The following is a 16,727-nucleotide window of genomic DNA, read 5'->3' as shown; positions in this document are numbered from 1 at the left end:
CTTTTTTTATTTATATAAAACTTTTAGGAGTATTGTAAAATAGATAGCGTGTATAAGCTTTTTTTTCTATACTATTACTATAGGATTATTTAAATATAAATGAGGGATGTTACCGGTGTCAGATGAGTATATCGAGTTTATTCATTCAATAAAACAAAAAACAGGCATTGACTTGTCACTTTATAAAGAAGCTCAAATGAAACGAAGGCTGACTTCTCTATACGAAAAACAAGGCTTCAAGACATTTATGGAATTTTATCAAGCCATGACAAAGGATAAAAAAGTATTAAACGATTTTTTGGATCGAATGACGATCAATGTATCTGAATTCTATCGAAACGGAAAACGCTGGGAAGTGCTTCAGCAAAAAATATTGCCTTCACTAATGAAGAACGGACGAAAGCTCAAAGTTTGGAGCGCGGCCTGTTCAACTGGTGAGGAGCCCTATTCACTTGCGATGGTACTATCGCAATTTATGTCGTTATCAGAAATTTCAATTTTAGCCACAGACTTAGATGCAAATGCGATCGAGAAGGCGAAAATTGGCTTATACACTGAGCGCGCATTAGCTGAGGTTCCTATTAAAATAAAACAAACGCATTTTACAGAGCAAGGAGCATTTTATAAAGTGTCTGATGAAGTAAAACGTACGGTAAGCTTTCGTCAGCACAATTTATTAAATGATCCCTTTGACAAACAATTCGATTTAATTGTTTGTCGTAACGTGATGATTTATTTCACTGATGAAGCAAAGGATATCCTTTATCGTAAATTTAGCGATGCCTTGCGTCCTGGTGGGGTGTTTTTTGTTGGGAGTACAGAGCAAATATTCAATCCTTCTGTATACAAGTTGGAAACGGCAGATACCTTCTTTTACAGAAAACAAGTGTAATTTAAACAGTTGGACACGTTTGCGCTTCACTGTCCTTTTATTTTAAAAGATGAGTAAACATGCATGGATTGACTAACACTTTTATAGAAAGTATGATATATTGTATCAAAATTGCTTTAACGAGTTGAAGGGAGAAAGTGATATGAGATATTTAACTGCAGGAGAATCACATGGGCCTCAATTAACAACAATTATTGAAGGGCTCCCAGCGGGCTTATCCCTTGTATCTGATGATATTAATCAGCATCTGGCACGAAGACAGAAGGGTTACGGCAGAGGAAGAAGAATGCAAATTGAAACAGACCAAGCACAAATCATGAGTGGAGTTCGGCATGGTAAAACGCTTGGATCCCCTGTAGCGCTTGTTGTTGAAAATAATGATTGGAAACACTGGACAAAGATAATGGGGGCTGAACCCCTTGATGATACGGATGCCGACGAAATTAAAAGAAAAGTGACAAGACCTCGACCAGGACATGCGGATTTAAACGGTGGTATTAAATATGGTCATCGAGATATGAGAAACGTTTTAGAACGTTCATCAGCTCGTGAAACAACTGTTCGAGTAGCAGCGGGTGGTGTAGCTCAAAAGCTGCTAGCTGACCTTGGAATTACAATTTCCTGTCACGTAAAAGAAATTGGCGGTGTAATGGCTGACACATCAAAAGTATTATCTGTGGCTGAAATTAAAGAGCTTTCAGAAAAAAGTGAGGTACGATGTGTTGATCCATTAGCTTCTGAAAAAATGAAAGAGGCAATTGACAATGCTAAGAAAAATGGAGATTCAATTGGCGGCGTTGTAGAAGTGGTTGTTGAAGGGATGCCAGCGGGTGTCGGTAGCTATGTACATTACGACCGTAAGCTTGACGCAAAGCTAGCTGCTGCCATTATGAGTATTAATGCGTTTAAAGGAGTAGAGTTCGGTCTTGGTTTTGAAATGGCTAGATTACCTGGAAGTCAGGTCCATGATGAAATAATCTGGTCTGAAGAAGAAGGTTATACACGCAAGTCCAATCGCCTAGGCGGGTTTGAAGGCGGTATGACTACTGGGATGCCAATAGTAGTAAGAGGTGTTATGAAGCCGATACCAACGCTGTATAAGCCGCTTGAAAGTGTTGATATTGAAACAAAAGAAACGTTTACAGCCAGTATTGAGCGTTCTGACAGCTGTGCGGTACCAGCTGCAGCAGTAGTTGCAGAGGCTGCCATTGCATGGGAGCTGGCGTGTGCGATAACGGAACAGTTTGAAAGTGACCGTATGGAACAGCTTCAAGTCTCGATCGCGCAATATCGAGAATATACTAAGGAGTTTTAATATGGATATTATCGAAGTTCATGCAGGTGAAGCGACTTACCCGGTCGAGATAGGTGAAAATGTACTACTTTCATTACCATCCCGTGTAGCTTCTTTAACACCTGCTGTGACATCCGTTTTCTATATTGTCGATAAAGCTGTGTATGATCAATATGAAGGCCGGATTAAAGAACATGTACCTAACCATCAGCATGTGTTTTGGCATGTTATTCCGGCAGGAGAAGCAGCCAAAACCTTTGATGTATATCAACAATGCTTAGGTGCCGCACTAGAAGCAGGCTTGGACCGACATTCTTTAATTATTGCATGTGGCGGCGGGGCGACTGGAGATCTTGCTGGCTTTGTTTCTGCGACCTATATGAGAGGCATTCGATTTATTCAGCTTCCGACTACCATTTTAGCTCATGATAGTGCAGTCGGCGGGAAGGTAGCGATTAATCATCCTTTAGGGAAGAATATGGTGGGGAGCTTCCATCAGCCGTCCGCTGTTCTGTATGACTTATCATTTCTTCGTACGCTTCCAATTAAAGAGGTGAGATCAGGCTTTGCTGAAGTAATCAAGCATGCATTGATTGCAGATCCTGCATTTCTAGAAGAACTAATGAAAAATCTTTCTACGCTTGAGGATATCGAACCTTCATTTTTAGCTTATTGTCTAAAAAAAGGTGTTCAGATTAAATCTGAGATTGTACGTCAGGACGAAAGAGAAACCGGAGTACGTGCCTATTTGAATTTTGGTCATACATACGGGCATGCAATTGAAGCTGCTGCTGGGTACGGGAAATGGACCCATGGAGAAGCTATTATGGTCGGTGTGGTTTATGCGTTATATATCAGTAAACAAGTTAATCACTGTGACTTTAATGTTTCGCTGTTTATCGATTGGATTCAGAGGCTAGGATATACTTTATCCATACCAGAAGAACTTTCTTTCACTAAATTATATGATCGTATGGCGCAGGATAAAAAAACCATTGCGAATGAAATACGATTTGTTTTGCTGGAAGAAACAGGGGTACCTCACCTGAAAAAAGTCACAAAAGAGCTATTGGAAGAAGCGGATCGCTTCATTCGTCAAATTGGAAGGGAGGAATAAAATGATTCGCGGAATACGTGGTGCGACAACGGTATTGGAAGATCGTGAAGATTTGATCCTTACAGCAACAGAAAACCTTTTAAAAGAGTTAATTGAGGAGAACAGCATTAAACCGGAGAATATAGCTTCCTTATTTATTTCAGTAACACCTGACCTCACAACGGCCTTTCCTGCCAAAGCTGTTCGTCATTTTTCGAACTGGGATTTTGTTCCGATTATGTGCATGCAAGAAATTCCGGTACAAGGCGGGCTTCCACTATGTATTCGTATCATGGTGCATGTAAATACAGCTAAGCCTCAGGATGAAATCAATCATATTTATCAAGAACAAGCGATTGTTTTAAGACCAGATTTAGCGAATACTAAGTCTAGCAAATAATCTGTTAAGTAAGGACAGAATATCGTAGGTAAATATTTTATTATTGTAATGAGGTGTAATCAATGCAATGGAAAAAGCAAATCCGTAATTTAACACCGTATAAACCTGGGAAACCAGCGGCTGAAGTGAAAAAGGAATTTGGTTTAGATAATATCGTAAAGCTTGCATCAAATGAAAATCCATTTGGTTTTTCTCCTAAGATTGATGATTGGTTTAAAGAAAATGGCGTTAATCATGCTATTTATCCAGATGGGTATGCGACTAAGTTGCGTGATTCACTCGCTGGATTTTATCATTTGCAGCCAAAGCAATTTATTTTTGGAAATGGTTCTGACGAGATTATCCAAATCATCTCCCGTGCGCTGCTTGAACCAGGTAAAAATACGATTATGCCTGTACCAACCTTTCCTCAGTATCGCCATAATGCCATCATTGAAGGGGCGGAAGTAATTGAAATTCCGCTAATAAAGGGAGAGCATGATCTCAAGAATATGCTTACTTCAATTAATGAGCAAACAGCGGTTCTTTGGTTGTGTAGCCCGAATAACCCTACAGGCACGTATATTAATAACGATGATTTACGTGACTTTCTTAACAAGGTTCCTTCTCATGTCTTAATTGTCTTAGATGAAGCCTACTATGAATATGTGATTGCACCAGATTATTATGATGCGGTTGCACTTATAAGTGAATATCCTAACTTGCTTGTTACTCGTACTTTTTCAAAGGCATACGGTTTAGCTGGATTTCGCGTAGGTTATGGTATGGCATCTGAAGAGCTGATTCAAACGATTGAACCTGTACGTGAACCATTTAACACGAATGTATTGGCTCAGGTTTCAGCAGAAATCGCAGTATCTGACCAGTCGTTTGTCAGCGAATGCCGAATGGCTAATCGAAAAGGCTTAGCACAATACTACACTTTTTGTGATGAGTTAGCGCTTGAATATTATCCATCTCAAGGGAATTTTATTTTAATTGATTTCAAACGTGATGCAGATGAGCTGTTTCGAGCATTATTACAGCAAGGGTTTATCGTGCGAAGTGGACAAGCACTGGGATTTCCAACTTCCCTAAGAATTACAGTTGGATCCACTGAGCAAAATTCAAGAATTATAGAAGTCTTAAAAGAGTTACTTCAGCAGTAAAAGGTGTGGTGAGATGAAAGGTACAGTCGTAATCGTAGGACTAGGTTTAATTGGCGGTTCACTAGGTTTGGCAATCCGACGGGAGCATCCTGATGCAACCATTATTGGTTATGACCGAAATGAAAAAGAGATGCGTCTTGCAAAAGCGATGGACGTGATTACAAAAGAATCTATTTCCTTAAAAGAGGATGTAAAGAAAGCAGATATGATCTTATTATGTACACCTGTCACTCAAACAGAACGCCTTATAGCTGAAATGAGCACCTGGGTAATTTCTCCTCAGGCGATTATATCTGATGTGGGAAGTACAAAAAAACGTATTATGCAGGAAGCAAATGCATTTTCTCGAAAAGGGCTTTCATTTATTGGAGGTCATCCAATGGCTGGCTCTCATAAAAGCGGCGTTTCTGCGGCCAAAGCCATTCTATTTGAGAACGCATTTTATCTGCTCACACCTGAACCATCCGTTGACAAAGAAGCCGTTGACACATTAAAAGCCTGGTTATCTGGCACGAAAGCTAAGTTTCTAATTGTTGAACCATCCGCACATGATGAAATTACCGGAATGGTTAGTCACTTTCCGCATATCGTCGCATCATCATTGGTTCATCAAGTGAAAAAATATCACCAGCAACAGCCGCTTGTTTCTAGCTTAGCGGCAGGGGGTTTTAGAGATTTATCAAGAATTGCTTCGTCTGATCCAACCATGTGGCGGGATATAACGATGCATAATTTGGATGTTTTGCGCGAGCTTCTAATTCAATGGCAGGAAGAAATGTCTCATGTTGTAGAACTGCTTGATGAACAAAATAGTGAAGCGATCTACAATTACTTTGAAGAAGCGAAACAGTTTCGGGATAATATGCCAATTTTACATAAAGGGGCGATCCCCTCATTTTATGACCTATTCGTTGATGTGCCTGATTATCCTGGGGTCATTTCTGAAATAACTGGTCTACTTGCCCGTGAAGCAATAAGTATCGTAAACATACGTATAATGGAAACAAGAGAAGATATTTATGGTGTCCTTTCTATTAGTTTTCAAACAGAAGAAGATCGGCGTCGAGGAGAAGCCTGTATTACAACAAAAACACCATACGAAGTATTTATTGTCTAAACCGAGGTGAATGAAATGAATGGTAAAACGATTTTATATAAAGATAAACAAATAAATGGGACCATACGTGTGCCTGGTGATAAATCAATTTCCCATCGATCTATTATGTTTGGAGCTCTTGCTGAAGGGACGACAACCATTCGTGGCTTTCTTAAGGGAGAGGACTGTTTGAGCACGATCGATTGCTTTCGTAAAATGGGGATTGAAATAGATGAAAATGAGGATACCATTGTTGTTCACGGAAAAGGCTGGAATGGCTTAAAAGAGCCTTCTGCTATACTTGATGTGGGAAATTCAGGCACAACAACACGTTTATTACTGGGTATTTTGGCGGGACGTCCATTCCATTCTGTTCTTATTGGAGACGAATCGATCGGAAAACGTCCGATGAAACGTGTTACCAACCCACTGCGTGAAATGGGCGCGAAAATTGATGGGCGAGAAGATGCACAATTCACACCAATATCTATTCGTGGCGGGAACCTTCAAGCCTTTAACTATACAATGCCTCATGCCAGTGCACAGGTGAAATCTGCTGTAATCTTTGCGGGTCTACAAGCGGAAGGCACCACAACCATTGTAGAACCGGAGAGGACGCGGGATCATACTGAGCAAATGATCAAGCAATTTGGCGGGGAAGCATCAAGAGACGGCAATGTGATCACGGTAAGGGGAGGGCAAACCTTTACTGGACAAGAGGTTAATGTTCCAGGAGATATATCATCCGCAGCTTTTTTCCTAGTAGCTGGTGCCATCACAAAAAATAGTGTAATTAAACTGGATCATGTAGGGTTGAATCCAACTCGAACAGGGATCATTGATGTGCTGCAAAAAATGGGAGCTGATCTATCAATTGATCATAAGCTTTCAACGGGAGAACCAGTAGGATCTATGGTAATTCGCCATAGTCAATTAAATGCAACTGAGATTGGCGGAGAAGTGATTCCTCGGTTAATCGATGAAATTCCAATTATTGCTTTATTGGCGACTCAAGCACATGGAACGACTGTTATAAAAGATGCCGAGGAACTTAAAGTAAAAGAAACAAACAGAATTGATGCAGTAGTAGGAGAATTAAAAAAGCTTGGTGCATCAATTGAGGCGACTTCGGATGGGATGATCATCAATGGTCCAACTCAGCTCCACGGTGGACATGTGGATTCAAGAGGAGACCATCGCATTGGAATGATGCTTGCTGTCGCTGGTTTACTGGCAAATGATGAGGTTACCATCGATGATGTGGAAGCCATTAATGTTTCTTATCCTAATTTCTTTGATGATTTGGAGTCAATATTCGTCTAAAAGGTTCTGAATGATGTCGATAAGATATCATTCAGTTTTTTTTGGATTACAAAGGATTTTAGACAACCAGCATCGAATAAGGTTGTCAAAGAGATTTGAAAATATAGAATAGGATGTATCAGTTGCTTATTGGTCAATTTTTTTTTAGGATGTATGATAGGTTACAAAATGAATGAAAAGAGGGACCAAAAGTGGATGCTTCTAATCGGATGATCAATGCATTGCACAAAGGTGATTTATCACAAGCAATGAAAGAATTTTCAAAAATAAAATTAACTGGTACAGATGACGAAAAATTTGAATTAGCTGAAGAGCTTTTTCAACTAGGTTTTCTAAAAGAATCGAAAGAATTGTTTCAGGATCTGATTACTGCTTATCCGGATGAAGGAGAACTGCGAATTTTATTAGCTGAAACATTAGTGGAAATGGATGAAACAGAAGAAGCGATTTTGCTTTTAGATAAGCTGGATGAGAGGGATGATTTTTATCCTAGAGCTTTACTTTTATCAGCAGACTTATATCAAATGCAAGGACTCTACGAAGTAAGTGAGAGAAAGCTTCTGCTTGCACAAAAAAAGCTTCCAAACGAGCCGGTTATACACTTTGCTCTAGCTGAGCTTTACAATGAGCAGGGGCGTTTTTTAGAAGCAATCCGGCATTATAATGAAGTTGTGAAAAGCGGTACGGAGGAAATTGTAGGTGTACAGCTTTCTCAACGTTTAGGGGAATGCTATAGTGCAGGTGGAGCGTTTGAGGATGCATTGCCATATTATGAAAAAGCATTGAAAGACAGCCGTGAAATAAACACACTTTTTGGTTATGGTTATACGGCGTTTCAAGCAGCTCATTACGCTACAGCCATCGAGATATTAGCAGAACTTGTAGAGCTTGATCCTGAATATCATTCTGCTTATCTACTTCTTGCAAAAGCATATGAGCACGAGGAAGAGTTAGATGATGCAAGAGCAACAGCGGAAAATGGAATAACAGCAGATCCGTTTAATAAAGAGTTGTATTTGTTTGCAGGGAAAATCACATTAAAACAAGGCAATGAATCCGAAGCAGAAAGGTTTTTAAGAGAAGCAATCGCCATAGATCCTAATTTCCTGGAAGCTGCACTCCTATTGAATCGTATTTTGATAAAACAGGAGCGCGCTGAAGATATTATTGAACTGATTCAGCACGTTGAAGCAGCTGGAGAAAGCGATCCGCAGTTTCATTGGGATGCTGCAAAAGCATATGTATGGCTTGAAGAGTACGGTAAAGCATCAAATGAATATACACAAGCATATGTGGTGTATAATGATCATATAGATTTCCTTGAAGATTTTGGAGACTTTCTTGTAGAGGAAGGTCGATCGAAAGAAGCGCTAGCGATCTATCAAAGGCTTCTTGTAAAGGATCCTTCAAATGAAGAATGGCTTGAGCAGGTTGAGAGACTTGAACAGTACTGACTTATATTGCTGCATTGCTGACTTTTGAGTAGAGGGGGGAAACGCATGACGACACCAGTGTCTATACATGAAAAGAAAGATTTTATTCGTTGGTTTTTAAATCATTATCAGTTAAAGCGCAGGGAATCCGTTTGGATATTAAATTATCTGATGAGTCACGACCAACTAATGGAAAATGTGCACTTTGTTGAAGAGGCACAGTATTGTCCGCGAGGGATTGTCATGTCTACTCAATGCGTGGATGATGTTGCTTTTCGCTTTTATAAAGGAAGTGTAATGACAACAGATGCAGAAAAATCTTTCCATGATATACGCCTTCATCGGGATGAAGACATTTTTATTCAGTTAAACTTCCATGCCTCCCATGCCGCTCACCAGTATGCGGCAGTCATGGAGGAGAATCCTTTTATGCCAAAGTATTTAGGTATTACGGAAAAGGACCGAATTGTTGCTGAACAATTTCTTAAAGAAAGCATTATGGTGTTTAGAAAGCAAAAGCTGCTGGATGAAATTGACCGCGCTTTGGATGAGCAGGATATTGAAACATTTAATCGTCTTACCGAAGAGCTGAAAAATGTTTCTCTGATGTAATATAAAGGAAAAGGTGATCAATCTATTTGATCATCTTTTTTGTGTCAATCGATGTGTTTTAGTAACAGAACTGGTAAAATAGGAAAAGATATTTACATAGAAAGGGGATTCATTATGCTTTGGAATTCACAAGAGGTTGAGGTTTTTTTAAAGGAACGCGATTACATTGATACGGCAATAGTTCCGCTGCTGCCTGTAAGTTTGGACAAAGAGATGAAACAAGCGGCAAGTCAAGGCGAATTCATGTCAATGCTTACTGTGGTGCTAGAAAAACAATTTAAAGGGCGAATGATGCTTTTGCCGGCTTATACATATATGAATGTGGAGGAAGGAGAAGAAAACCAGCTTCGTTTGCAAAAGTGGACGAATGAACTGAAGGCGCAAGGATTTAAACATGTATTTTGTTTAACTTCAGACTCATCGTGGAAAGAGAGGGAACAAAATATTAACGCTGAAGTCATCTGGCTCCCAACGGTTCCTTTAGAGCATATGGACGAACCCTACAAGCGAACGATCATTGAGGATCAGGTAAAACAGCTTGTGACAACAATCGTTCAAAAATGGCAAATTGTATAACGTTCAAGAAAACGTCACATAGTAAAATTGAAAAGGTTCAACGCATTATTGACCTTGATAATATATTGATATATCATGAATATGTCCTAGTTATATATTTGTGCGAAAAATGTCCGATGGACTGACCTGACGATAGAGGGGGGGAAAATAGATGAGTAATCAACGTGTTTCACGCCGTCAATTTTTAAATTATACACTTACAGGTGTAGGCGGTTTCATGGCGGCAGGAATGCTAATGCCGATGGTGCGTTTTGCTATCGATCCAGTTCTTACAGCTGAGGACGGTGGAGATTTTATTTCTACTGGAACAAGTGTAGATGATTTATCAGATGTACCTACTCGTGTGGACTTTACTTATGAGCAGAAAGACGCTTGGTATACGTCCGACGTGACTCAAACAGCTTGGGTATATTTAGATGAGGCTGGAGAAGTTGTAGCACTTAACCCAACTTGTAAGCATTTAGGCTGTACGGTTAACTGGGAAGGAAGAGAAAGCGATCCAAATCGTTTCTTCTGCCCATGCCACAACGGCTTGTATGAAAAATCTGGTAAAAATATCCCGGGTACACCGCCAACAGCTCCATTAGATATGTTTGAAGTTAGAACAGATGATGCTGGTATTTTACAACTGGGTAAAGTAATACCGAACACTATAGCATAGTAAAGGGGGCGTAATTGGTGCTTAATAAGATTTATGATTGGGTTGACGAACGATTAGACATTACGCCATTATGGCGTGACATCGCTGACCATGAAGTGCCTGAGCACGTAAATCCAGCTCATCATTTTTCAGCGTTTGTTTACTGCTTTGGCGGATTGACTTTTTTTGTTACCGTTATCCAGATTCTTTCCGGCATGTTTCTAACCATGTACTATGTTCCGGATATCGAAAATGCTTGGAGATCGGTTTATTATCTTCAAAATGAAGTAGCCTTTGGTACCATTGTGCGTGGTATGCACCATTGGGGAGCAAGTTTAGTTATTGTAATGATGTTTCTACATACCTTACGTGTTTTCTTCACTGGTGCTTACAAAAAGCCGCGTGAATTGAACTGGGTCGTAGGAGTACTTATTTTCTTTGTTATGTTGGGGCTTGGTTTTACAGGTTACTTATTGCCTTGGGATATGAAAGCGTTATTTGCAACAAAGGTAGGGATTGAAATCGCCGCTGCTACACCATTTATTGGTGAGCAGATCAGAACTCTCCTAGCCGGTGACCCGCATATTCTTGGAGCGCAAACATTAACTCGTTTCTTTGCGATTCATGTATTCTTCCTGCCAGGTGCATTACTTGGTTTGATGGCAGCGCACTTTATCATGATTCGTAAACAAGGTATTTCTGGCCCACTATAAAAACAAGTTTTGTTAAAACATAGTCAAATAAAGGAGGGAAAGCTATGCATCGTGGAAAAGGGATGAAATTTGTTGGTGACTCGCGTGTCCCAGCAAATCGCAGACCGAATATTCCAAAAGATTATTCGGAGTTCCCTGGCAAAACGGAAGCCTTCTGGCCAAACTTCTTGTTAAAAGAGTGGCTTGTAGGGGCAGTATTTTTAATTGGATTTCTTTCACTAACAGTGGCCCATAACCCGCCTTTAGAGAAAATTGCAGATCCAACAGATGCTGGATATATTCCGTTGCCTGACTGGTATTTCTTATTTTTATATCAATTACTTAAATATGACTTTGCATCAGGTCCATACAATGTGATAGGTGCATTTGTTATTCCGGGTATTGCATTTGGTGCATTACTACTTGCACCATTCCTTGATCGCGGTCCAGAGCGTCGTCCTGCTAAGCGTCCGATTGCGACTGGATTGATGCTTCTTGGTGTAGCGGCAACGATATTCCTTACTTGGGAATCAGTTGCCTATCATGATTGGGAGCATCAGCGTGAACAAGGTAAAATTGTGGCAGAAGCGGAAGTGGATACAGAAGCAGCCGGCTACTTAATTTATCAAGAGCAAGGATGTATTAACTGTCATGGTGAAAACCTAGAAGGTGGTGCAGCTGCGCCTCCGTTAGTTGGCAGTGCTCATACTCCTGAAGAGATTGCTGACATTGCAGTTAATGGTATTGGCTCAATGCCAGCTGACCTGTTCCAAGGAACGGACGAAGAGCTGCAAGAGCTTGCCGCCTTTGTATCCGAAATATCAAATGAATAATGTTAATAAAGAGGAGCCAGTATAAACTGGCTCTTTTTTTTGAAAGGAGCTAGAGATGAAAGAGTTTATTTATGCTTGGCTATCCAACCGGGCGTTTCTTTGGCTGTTATTTGTTGTGAATATAGTGGGTTCTGTTTATGGATATTATTGGTATAAAGAACAGCTGATAGACACGCAGCCGATTTTCTTACTATTTGTCCCTGATAGCCCGACAGCAAGTCTCTTTTTTACATTTGTCCTGCTTGCTTTTCTAATGGGGAAAAATTGGAGTCTTATGGAAGCTTTTGCTATCGTTACCTTGTTCAAATATGGGATATGGGCTGTTGTAATGAATATTTTAACACTGGTGGTCTCAGGAACCCTTCACTGGACGGGGTACATGCTCATCGCTTCTCACCTAGCCATGGCTGTTCAAGGGTTACTTTATGCACCATTTTACCGTTTTAAATGGTGGCATCTTGCCATTGCTGGTGTTTGGACACTTCACAATGATGTAATTGATTATGTTTATATGCAATATCCAAGATATCGACAGCTTGAACTATACATACAAGAGATTGGTTATTTTACGTTTTGGTTAAGCATACTATCACTGTTCATCGCCTATTGGTTCTGTATTAGAAGAGTAAGAAGCGAGCGAAGTCTTCGTGTATAGCCTTCTTTTTCTCTTCTATCCTGCATAGAGTAGGATAGGGAGGGATGACAGATGAGGCTAAAAAATTTATATTGTGTCCTGCTTATTATAATATTGGTGGTAGCTCCCTATCACTCCGCGGCAGGGCAATCTCAACCATTTCAGCAAATTATACAGTATGTGTCGTTTGGGCAATATGAAGAAGCCATAGTAGAGGTTGATCATTGGCTAAAGCAAGTTCAAGTAACAGATGAAGAGCGGGAAGTATTATATATGCAGGTACGGTATTTATTAGATACCTTATCTTCTTCAGCACACACTAAACAATATAAACTATTTGCAGCGTGGTCTTTTACATCGCTGGCAGAATACATTGATCAGGATACATTAAGTTATTTCTCTTTTTTAAGCAGAGATCTAGAGGCAGCATCGGATCGTTATGAAGCGACAAAGGATCCAGAGGTAAAAAAGAAAATAGATCTTCTTTATCACGCTATGCTTCCTACGTTAATAGCAGCTCAAGAAAAAAATGATTGGGCTCATGTTACTGAGCTGACCTCATCTACATTTATTCCACTTCTTGATAACAATCTTCAAGGTTACACGTATGGGTCTGTTCCAGTCTTATCAGATATCCAGGTCCAAGATAATTTTAACCACTCATCTCTATGGATCGTTGCATTCTTTGTCGGAGGAATAATATTCACAACACTTTTGTTCGTTTCATGGCGAAATTATGAAGGTGAGCGCAATAGAAAGAAAATTCGGGATCGAAATGATTGACAGGTATTCTTTCCTGCATGTAAACTTTAATCAGAACATAAATTATTGGAGGGTCATAATGGGATTTCTTATTTACTTCGCGATCATCTTAATTGTGCCATTTTGGGCAAGTAGGCGTGTGAAGAGTACGTACAAAAAGTATTCAAAGATCCAAACAACAGCAAATATGACCGGTGCTGAAGTAGCGCGTAGAATCTTGCAGGAAAACGGAATTTATGACGTTACGGTTAAGCCCGGAAAAGGATTCTTAAGTGATCATTACAATCCTAGCTCGAAAGAGATTGTACTTTCTGAAGATAATTATTATGGCATGTCTGTTGCAGGGGCGGCCGTTGCTGCTCACGAAGTAGGACATGCTATTCAAGATGCTGAAAGCTACTCATTCCTGCGCTTTCGCCATGCATTAGTTCCAGTTGCAAATCTTGGATCCAACCTCTCGATTTTCCTCATCCTCGGAGGTGCACTACTCGGGTTTGCTCAGCTTTATCTACTAGGAATTATCTTTTTTGCTGCAGCAGTACTGTTCCAATTTGTTACTTTGCCGGTTGAGTTTAATGCTTCATCCAGAGCGATGAATCAAATGGTCAGCATAGGATTAATTCGCAATGAAGAAGAACCCCATGCGAAAAAAGTATTAAATGCTGCTGCGCTGACCTATGTAGCTGCTGCGCTAGTTGCGCTTCTTGAGCTTCTTCGTTTCATCTTAATGTTTATTGGAATGAACCAAGAAGAGTAATAAAAAATGACTGCCATTTAAATGGCAGTCATTTTTTATTCGATTGGACGTTTATGTTCGTCAAGCGTAAATCCTTCACCCAAAACATCATGTACATCCGTTACAGATACGAATGCATGTGGATCAATCGAAGTAATGAGGTTTTTTAATCGAACAATTTCATTCCGTCCTACAACACAATATAAAACACCACGCTGCTCTTTTGTATAATGACCGTAGCCAGTCAGCACTGTAACGCCGCGATCCATTTCCAGTGTGATTTTTTTTGCAATTTGTTCTTGATGGAGGGAGATAATCATCGCACCTTTTGCTGAATAGGCTCCCTCTTGCATAAAATCAATGACTCTTGCGCCAACAAAAACTGCTACAAGGGTATACATTGCTTCTCGGTAATGTAAATAGGTGGCCATTGAAAGAGCGATAACAGCAGCGTCAAAGATAAACATTGTTCTTCCCATGCTCCAGCCTATATATTTTTTAGCAAGCCGTGCAAGAATGTCGACGCCGCCGGTTGTTCCGCCAAAACGAAAAATAATCCCGAGGCCAACGCCAATGAAAACACCAGCAAATAGAGCAGCTAAAAATAAATCATCTGAAAGAGGAATGTGTAACTGATAGCGTTGAAATAGCTCTAAGAAAAATGAAACGCTGATTGTCCCAAGGATCGTGTATAGAAAAGCTTTTCTGCCAAGCAGCTTCCACCCAATAATAAAAATAGGAATATTAAGCAATAAATTCGTTATAGAAGGCTTAAAATCAAAAATAAAGTATAATAAAAGCGTAATGCCTGTAAAACCCCCTTCAGCAAGGTTGTTTTGAATGTTAAAATGAACGATACCGAAGCTGAATATAGAGGATCCAAAAATGATAAACAAACAATTTTTTATCTTTAAACCAAACGGCATGTAAATCCCTCCTTAGAAAAGCTATACGTCAGTCATTATAGACAATGGGATGGTAGAAGGCAATACGGGTTCAGCGTACCAATGAATTGGAGTGAAAACAATGTCAAATGAGAAAACCATTGCACAGCTTCAGCAAGAAGTTGACGATTATATCGGTCAATTTAAAGAAGGCTATTTTAGTCCATTAGCTATGATAGCAAGAATGACCGAAGAGCTTGGTGAACTCGCAAGGGAAGTGAACCATCATTATGGTGAAAAAACTAAGAAAAGCTCAGAAGATGATAGTACTATTGAAGAAGAGTTAGGTGATTTGCTATTTGTAATTGCATGCTTTGCGAATGAGCAAAATATTAGTTTACAGCGATCTCATGAACGAGTGATGGAAAAGTTTACAACACGCGATAAAGACCGTTGGACACGTAAAGAAACGGAGGAACAGAAATGAGTATTAAAGTTGTTATTGCAGGACCGAGAGGGCGTATGGGAAGAGAAGCTGTAAAATTGATCATGAACACTGCGGAGTTTGAACTCGTTGGCGTTCTGGATCACAGAAACGGTGGGAGAGATTTAAATGAAATTGAAGGATTTTCTTCTGTTCAATGCCCGGTCTATGACCAGCTAGAAGAGTGCTTCACTTCAACCTCTCCAGATGTTTTAATTGATTTAACTATTCCAGAAACAGGATACATACATACAAAAACAGCCCTGCTTCATGGTGTGCGTCCGGTCGTTGGTACAACTGGATTTACTGCGTCTCAATTAAAAGAATTAAAAGCTTTGTCTGAAGAAAAGAAGGTTGGAACTATTATTGCACCTAACTTTGCAATTGGTGCTGTGTTGATGATGAAATTTTCAGCAATGGCAGCGAAGTATTTTCCAGATGTAGAAATACTTGAACTGCATCATGATAAAAAGCTAGATGCTCCATCTGGTACAGCTGTAAAAACCGCTCAGATGATTTCGCAGCAAAGAGAGCAAAAAAAACAGGGCCACCCAGATGAAAAAGAGACGATTCAAGGTGCAAGAGGTGCTGATTACGAAGGAATGAGAATCCATAGTGTTCGTCTTCCAGGTCTTGTTGCACACCAGCAGGTGATGTTTGGTGGAGAAGGTCAGATGCTAACGCTCCGTCACGATTCACACGACCGCGCTTCTTTTATGTCTGGTGTAAAAGTATGTGTCGAAACGGTTATGAACCTTGAAACACTCGTTTACGGTCTTGAAAACATTTTAGATTAATTCGAAAAGGGGGATCCGTGATGAAAATTGCTCTAATTGCGCATGATAAAAAGAAAAATGACTTAATTCGATTCGTTCAAAAGCATGATCAGGAGTTTATAAAACATGAACTTTTTGCTACAGGCACAACAGGCACCAGAATTCAAGATGAAGTGGGGCTAAGCATCCATCGTTTTAAATCAGGCCCGCTTGGAGGCGATCAGGAAATTGGATCTAGAATTGCCAATCAGCAATTGGATGCGGTGTTTTTCTTTCGCGACCCGCTAACTGCGCAACCTCACGAACCGGACGTGTCGGCCTTAATTCGATTAGGCGACGTATACAATATACCAATTGCAACGAATGAAGGAATTGCTAACGTATTAATACAAGCAATTATTCGTAATGAATTATAG

20 protein-coding genes are annotated in these 16,727 nt (G+C 40.0%); 19 read left to right on the top strand and 1 reads right to left on the bottom strand.

Features of this window, described 5'->3' with window-relative positions:
• Nucleotides 1-106: 106 nt before the first annotated feature.
• The 16 genes from KP78_RS14640 to KP78_RS14565 all read left to right on the top strand — a co-directional run bounded on the left by KP78_RS14640 (nt 107) and on the right by KP78_RS14565 (nt 14,188).
• On the top strand, nt 107-892 hold the full coding sequence (locus KP78_RS14640; RefSeq protein ID WP_041090110.1) for a CheR family methyltransferase: 786 nt from the start codon (nt 107-109) through the stop codon (nt 890-892).
• A gap of 142 nt (nt 893-1,034) precedes the next feature.
• Nucleotides 1,035-2,207, top strand: a complete 1,173-nt coding sequence (gene aroC, locus KP78_RS14635; protein ID WP_041090109.1) for a chorismate synthase — start codon at nt 1,035-1,037, stop codon at nt 2,205-2,207.
• Nucleotide 2,208: 1 nt separating this feature from the next.
• Nucleotides 2,209-3,303 carry a 3-dehydroquinate synthase gene (aroB, locus tag KP78_RS14630; protein WP_041090108.1) on the top strand — a complete coding sequence of 365 codons (1,095 nt, stop codon included), beginning with the start codon at nt 2,209-2,211 and terminating at the stop codon, nt 3,301-3,303.
• A gap of 1 nt (nt 3,304) precedes the next feature.
• The gene (aroH, locus tag KP78_RS14625) at nt 3,305-3,682 is read left to right on the top strand and encodes a chorismate mutase (RefSeq protein ID WP_041090107.1); all 378 of its coding nucleotides are present in this window, start codon (nt 3,305-3,307) and stop codon (nt 3,680-3,682) included.
• Nucleotides 3,683-3,744: 62 nt separating this feature from the next.
• Nucleotides 3,745-4,830: a histidinol-phosphate transaminase gene (hisC, locus tag KP78_RS14620; protein WP_041090106.1), complete on the top strand. Its 1,086-nt coding sequence runs from the start codon at nt 3,745-3,747 to the stop codon at nt 4,828-4,830.
• Between the two features lie 13 nt (nt 4,831-4,843).
• Entirely contained in the window at nt 4,844-5,947 is a 1,104-nt protein-coding gene (locus tag KP78_RS14615) for a prephenate dehydrogenase (RefSeq protein ID WP_041090105.1), read from the top strand.
• 15 nt (nt 5,948-5,962) lie between these two features.
• Nucleotides 5,963-7,249, top strand: coding sequence for a 3-phosphoshikimate 1-carboxyvinyltransferase (gene aroA / locus KP78_RS14610; protein WP_041090104.1), 1,287 nt, complete (start codon nt 5,963-5,965; stop codon nt 7,247-7,249).
• 191 nt (nt 7,250-7,440) lie between these two features.
• Complete coding sequence (locus tag KP78_RS14605) at nt 7,441-8,703, top strand: tetratricopeptide repeat protein (RefSeq protein ID WP_041090103.1); 1,263 nt, start codon at nt 7,441-7,443, stop codon at nt 8,701-8,703.
• Between the two features lie 45 nt (nt 8,704-8,748).
• On the top strand, nt 8,749-9,294 hold the full coding sequence (locus tag KP78_RS14600; protein WP_041090102.1) for a ReoY family proteolytic degradation factor: 546 nt from the start codon (nt 8,749-8,751) through the stop codon (nt 9,292-9,294).
• Nucleotides 9,295-9,408: 114 nt separating this feature from the next.
• Nucleotides 9,409-9,870: a YpiF family protein gene (locus KP78_RS14595; protein ID WP_041090101.1), complete on the top strand. Its 462-nt coding sequence runs from the start codon at nt 9,409-9,411 to the stop codon at nt 9,868-9,870.
• A 151-nt stretch (nt 9,871-10,021) separates the two neighbouring features.
• Nucleotides 10,022-10,531, top strand: coding sequence for a Rieske (2Fe-2S) protein (locus tag KP78_RS14590; protein ID WP_041090100.1), 510 nt, complete (start codon nt 10,022-10,024; stop codon nt 10,529-10,531).
• Nucleotides 10,532-10,548: 17 nt separating this feature from the next.
• Nucleotides 10,549-11,223 (top strand): menaquinol-cytochrome c reductase cytochrome b subunit, encoded by a 675-nt coding sequence (gene qcrB, locus KP78_RS14585; RefSeq protein ID WP_041090099.1) that lies wholly within the window; start codon nt 10,549-10,551, stop codon nt 11,221-11,223.
• 44 nt (nt 11,224-11,267) lie between these two features.
• Nucleotides 11,268-12,035: a menaquinol-cytochrome c reductase cytochrome b/c subunit gene (locus KP78_RS14580; RefSeq protein WP_041090098.1), complete on the top strand. Its 768-nt coding sequence runs from the start codon at nt 11,268-11,270 to the stop codon at nt 12,033-12,035.
• Between the two features lie 55 nt (nt 12,036-12,090).
• Entirely contained in the window at nt 12,091-12,690 is a 600-nt protein-coding gene (gene lhaT, locus KP78_RS14575; protein WP_041090097.1) for a lipoprotein heptaprenylglyceryl N-acetyltransferase LhaT, read from the top strand.
• Nucleotides 12,691-12,741: 51 nt separating this feature from the next.
• Nucleotides 12,742-13,452 (top strand): sporulation protein YpjB, encoded by a 711-nt coding sequence (locus tag KP78_RS14570; RefSeq protein WP_041090096.1) that lies wholly within the window; start codon nt 12,742-12,744, stop codon nt 13,450-13,452.
• A gap of 58 nt (nt 13,453-13,510) precedes the next feature.
• Nucleotides 13,511-14,188 (top strand): zinc metallopeptidase, encoded by a 678-nt coding sequence (locus tag KP78_RS14565; RefSeq protein WP_041090095.1) that lies wholly within the window; start codon nt 13,511-13,513, stop codon nt 14,186-14,188.
• Between the two features lie 35 nt (nt 14,189-14,223).
• Here KP78_RS14565 and KP78_RS14560 read toward each other — a convergent pair whose 3' ends face one another.
• Complete coding sequence (locus KP78_RS14560) at nt 14,224-15,093, bottom strand: YitT family protein (RefSeq protein ID WP_041090094.1); 870 nt, start codon at nt 15,091-15,093, stop codon at nt 14,224-14,226.
• A gap of 100 nt (nt 15,094-15,193) precedes the next feature.
• On the opposite strand from KP78_RS14560, the gene KP78_RS14555 reads away from it, so the two are divergent.
• Genes KP78_RS14555 through KP78_RS14545 form a run of 3 tightly spaced genes read left to right on the top strand, consistent with a single transcriptional unit; the run spans nt 15,194 to nt 16,727 of the window.
• Complete coding sequence (locus KP78_RS14555) at nt 15,194-15,538, top strand: nucleotide pyrophosphohydrolase (RefSeq protein WP_041090093.1); 345 nt, start codon at nt 15,194-15,196, stop codon at nt 15,536-15,538.
• Nucleotides 15,535-16,332: a 4-hydroxy-tetrahydrodipicolinate reductase gene (gene dapB, locus KP78_RS14550; RefSeq protein ID WP_041090092.1), complete on the top strand. Its 798-nt coding sequence runs from the start codon at nt 15,535-15,537 to the stop codon at nt 16,330-16,332. The genes KP78_RS14555 and dapB overlap by 4 nt, the downstream gene beginning before the upstream one ends.
• Nucleotides 16,333-16,352: 20 nt before the next feature.
• Nucleotides 16,353-16,727, top strand: a complete 375-nt coding sequence (locus tag KP78_RS14545; RefSeq protein WP_041090091.1) for a methylglyoxal synthase — start codon at nt 16,353-16,355, stop codon at nt 16,725-16,727.

It is taken from the genome of Jeotgalibacillus soli (genome assembly GCF_000829435.1).
GTDB classification, from domain to species: Bacteria; Bacillota; Bacilli; order Bacillales; family Jeotgalibacillaceae; genus Jeotgalibacillus; species Jeotgalibacillus soli.
This window is presented reverse-complemented; position numbering and strand designations above follow the sequence as displayed.

Excerpts from the sequence above, each read along its gene's own strand:
- KP78_RS14570 (WP_041090096.1), top strand. The coding sequence starts at position 12,742 with ATGAGGCTAAAAAATTTATATTGTGTCCTGCTTATTATAATATTGGTG.
- aroB (WP_041090108.1), top strand. The coding sequence starts at position 2,209 with ATGGATATTATCGAAGTTCATGCAGGTGAAGCGACTTACCCGGTCGAG.
- KP78_RS14545 (WP_041090091.1), top strand. The coding sequence starts at position 16,353 with ATGAAAATTGCTCTAATTGCGCATGATAAAAAGAAAAATGACTTAATT.
- KP78_RS14595 (WP_041090101.1), top strand. The coding sequence starts at position 9,409 with ATGCTTTGGAATTCACAAGAGGTTGAGGTTTTTTTAAAGGAACGCGAT.
- lhaT (WP_041090097.1), top strand. The coding sequence starts at position 12,091 with ATGAAAGAGTTTATTTATGCTTGGCTATCCAACCGGGCGTTTCTTTGG.
- KP78_RS14590 (WP_041090100.1), top strand. The coding sequence starts at position 10,022 with ATGAGTAATCAACGTGTTTCACGCCGTCAATTTTTAAATTATACACTT.
- KP78_RS14640 (WP_041090110.1), top strand. The coding sequence starts at position 107 with ATGTTACCGGTGTCAGATGAGTATATCGAGTTTATTCATTCAATAAAA.
- KP78_RS14555 (WP_041090093.1), top strand. The coding sequence starts at position 15,194 with ATGTCAAATGAGAAAACCATTGCACAGCTTCAGCAAGAAGTTGACGAT.
- KP78_RS14600 (WP_041090102.1), top strand. The coding sequence starts at position 8,749 with ATGACGACACCAGTGTCTATACATGAAAAGAAAGATTTTATTCGTTGG.
- aroA (WP_041090104.1), top strand. The coding sequence starts at position 5,963 with ATGAATGGTAAAACGATTTTATATAAAGATAAACAAATAAATGGGACC.
- KP78_RS14580 (WP_041090098.1), top strand. The coding sequence starts at position 11,268 with ATGCATCGTGGAAAAGGGATGAAATTTGTTGGTGACTCGCGTGTCCCA.
- KP78_RS14565 (WP_041090095.1), top strand. The coding sequence starts at position 13,511 with ATGGGATTTCTTATTTACTTCGCGATCATCTTAATTGTGCCATTTTGG.
- aroH (WP_041090107.1), top strand. The coding sequence starts at position 3,305 with ATGATTCGCGGAATACGTGGTGCGACAACGGTATTGGAAGATCGTGAA.
- dapB (WP_041090092.1), top strand. The coding sequence starts at position 15,535 with ATGAGTATTAAAGTTGTTATTGCAGGACCGAGAGGGCGTATGGGAAGA.
- aroC (WP_041090109.1), top strand. The coding sequence starts at position 1,035 with ATGAGATATTTAACTGCAGGAGAATCACATGGGCCTCAATTAACAACA.
- KP78_RS14560 (WP_041090094.1), bottom strand. The coding sequence starts at position 15,093 with ATGCCGTTTGGTTTAAAGATAAAAAATTGTTTGTTTATCATTTTTGGA.
- hisC (WP_041090106.1), top strand. The coding sequence starts at position 3,745 with ATGCAATGGAAAAAGCAAATCCGTAATTTAACACCGTATAAACCTGGG.
- KP78_RS14615 (WP_041090105.1), top strand. The coding sequence starts at position 4,844 with ATGAAAGGTACAGTCGTAATCGTAGGACTAGGTTTAATTGGCGGTTCA.